The organism is Pseudomonas sp. (genome assembly GCF_035277045.1).
GTDB lineage: Bacteria > Pseudomonadota > Gammaproteobacteria > Pseudomonadales > Pseudomonadaceae > Aquipseudomonas.
In genome coordinates this window covers 1-2,399 of record NZ_DATELE010000011.1, presented here as the reverse complement: position 1 = coordinate 2,399, position 2,399 = coordinate 1, and the positions used below count along the sequence as shown (strand labels likewise).

Here is a 2,399-nt window from a genome sequence, read left to right as displayed (position 1 = left end):
GCGCCGCCGCCGAGGGCCTGCTCGAACCCCTGGACTTCAACACCATCAAGCGCGACCGCATCGACCCGCGCTTCGTCTCTGACCATGGCGTCGGCTCGTTCTTCTTCTCCTTCGTGCTCGGCTACAACGAAGGCAAGCTCGGTGCCAACAAGCCCGTCGACTGGTCGGCGCTCTTCGACACCAAGACCTACCCCGGCAAACGCGCCCTCTACAAATGGCCAAGCCCTGGCGTGCTCGAACTCGCGCTGCTGGCCGACGGCGTCGCCGCGGACAAGCTCTACCCGCTGGACCTGGACCGCGCCTTCAAGAAACTCGACACCATCAAGAAGGATATCGTCTGGTGGGGCGGCGGCGCGCAGTCGCAGCAGTTGCTCGCCTCTGGTGAGGCCTCGCTGGGCCAGTTCTGGAACGGCCGCGTCTACGCCCTGCAACAGGACGGTGCGCCAGTCGGCGTGAGCTGGAAGCAGAACCTGGTCATGGCCGATTTCCTGGTCATTCCCAAAGGCGCCAAGAACAAGGACGCGGCCATGAAGTTCCTGGCCAACGCCAGCAGCGCCAAAGGCCAGGCCGAGTTCGCCAACCTCACCGCCTACGCCCCGGTCAACCTGGACAGCATCAGCGAGCTCAAGGCCGACCTGGCGCCGAACCTGCCCACCGCCTACGCACAGGACCAGGTCACCCTCGACTTTGCCTACTGGGCGAAGAACGGCCAGTCCATCGCCAACCGCTGGAATGAGTGGCTGGTCAAATGAAAGTCGCCATCAACGCCTTGCAGAACGCGCAAGGCACTGCCCGGGGCCCCGATGCCCCGGGCAAGGCCCTGCACCGACCCACCTTGAGACAACGCTGGAGCGGCAGCCGCAACCTGATTCCGGCGTTGCTGTTTCTGGGGCTGTTCTTCTTCGCCCCGCTGATCGGCCTGTTGCTGCGCGGCGTGCTTGAGCCAGTACCGGGGCTGGGCAACTACGAGCAGCTGTTCGCCAACTCGGCCTATGCCCGCGTGCTGTTCAACACCTTCTCGGTGGCCGGCCTGGTGACCCTGATCAGCGTGCTGCTGGGCTTCCCACTGGCCTGGGCGATCACCCTGGTGCCCAAGGGCTGGGGCCGCTGGCTGCTGAACATCGTGCTGCTGTCGATGTGGACCAGCCTGCTGGCGCGCACCTATTCCTGGCTGGTGCTGCTGCAGGCATCCGGGGTGATCAACAAGGCGCTGATGGCCATGGGCATCATTGATGCGCCGCTGGAGATGGTGCACAACCTCACCGGCGTGGTGATCGGCATGAGCTACATCATGATCCCGTTCATCGTCCTACCGCTGCAGGCGACCATGCAGGCCATCGACCCGATGGTGCTGCAGGCCGGCTCGATCTGCGGCGCCAGCCCCTGGACCAACTTCTTCAAGGTGTTCCTGCCGCTGTGCCGCTCGGGCCTGTTCTCGGGTGCCTTGATGGTGTTCGTCATGTCGCTCGGCTACTACGTGACGCCAGCGTTGCTCGGTGGTGCGCAGAACATGATGCTGCCCGAGTTCATCGTCCAGCAGGTGCAGTCGTTCCTCAACTGGGGACTGGCCAGCGCGGCCGCCGCGTTGCTGATCGTCATCACCCTCGTGCTGTTCTATTTCTACCTGAAGCTGCAACCGGAATCCCCGGTCGGCAACGCGAGGTAAGCCGCCATGCTCCTGACACCCAATGCCATGAGCCGCCCGCTGCGGGTTGGCCTGTACACCACCACCGGGGTGATCGCGGCCTTCCTGCTGCTGCCGATCCTGTTCATCGTCCTGCTGTCGTTCGGCTCCTCCCAGTGGCTGGTGTTCCCGCCGCCGGGCTGGACCTTCAAATGGTACGGCCAGTTCTTCGCCAACCCCGAGTGGATGGACGCGGCGATGGCCAGCCTCAAGGTGGCCATCCTCACCACGATCTGCGCGGTGGCGCTGGGCCTGCCCACCGCTTTCGCCCTGGTCCGTGGACGCTTCCCGGGCCGCGAGATGCTGTATGGCCTGTTCACCCTGCCGATGATCGTGCCGCTGGTGATCATCGCCGTGGCGGTGTACGCGCTGTTTCTCAAGCTTGGCTACACCGGCACGCTGTTTTCCTTCGTGGTCAGCCACGTGATCGTCGCCTTGCCGTTCACCATCATCTCGATCATCAACTCGCTCAAGCTGTTCGACCAGTCGATCGAAGACGCCGCGGTGATCTGCGGCGCCTCGCGGCTGCAGGCGATCTTCAAGGTGACCTTTCCAGGTATTCGCCCAGGGATGATCGCTGGGGCCTTGTTCGCCTTCCTGGTCTCGTGGGACGAAGTCGTGCTCAGCGTGATGATGGCCAGCCCCAACCTGCAGACCCTGCCGGTGAAAATGTGGACCACCCTGCGCCAGGACCTGACCCCGGTGATCGCCGTCG

The 2,399-nt window shown here is 64.2% G+C and carries 3 protein-coding genes; all 3 read left to right on the top strand.

Translation table 11 applies throughout. From position 1 onward, the window contains the following. Positions 1-752, top strand: a 752-nt coding sequence (locus VJS90_RS00385) for an extracellular solute-binding protein (protein WP_324118017.1), incomplete at its 5' end; no start/stop codon positions are given. Then, entirely contained in the window at positions 749-1,666 is a 918-nt protein-coding gene (locus VJS90_RS00380; RefSeq protein WP_324118015.1) for an ABC transporter permease, read from the top strand. The genes VJS90_RS00385 and VJS90_RS00380, both read left to right, overlap by 4 nt. Positions 1,667-1,672: 6 nt before the next feature. Next, on the top strand, positions 1,673-2,399 hold a 727-nt coding region (locus VJS90_RS00375), incomplete at its 3' end, for an ABC transporter permease (RefSeq protein ID WP_324118014.1).

Coding starts and splice junctions, on each gene's coding strand:
- VJS90_RS00380 (WP_324118015.1), top strand. CDS start 749: ATGAAAGTCGCCATCAACGCCTTGCAGAACGCGCAAGGCACTGCCCGG.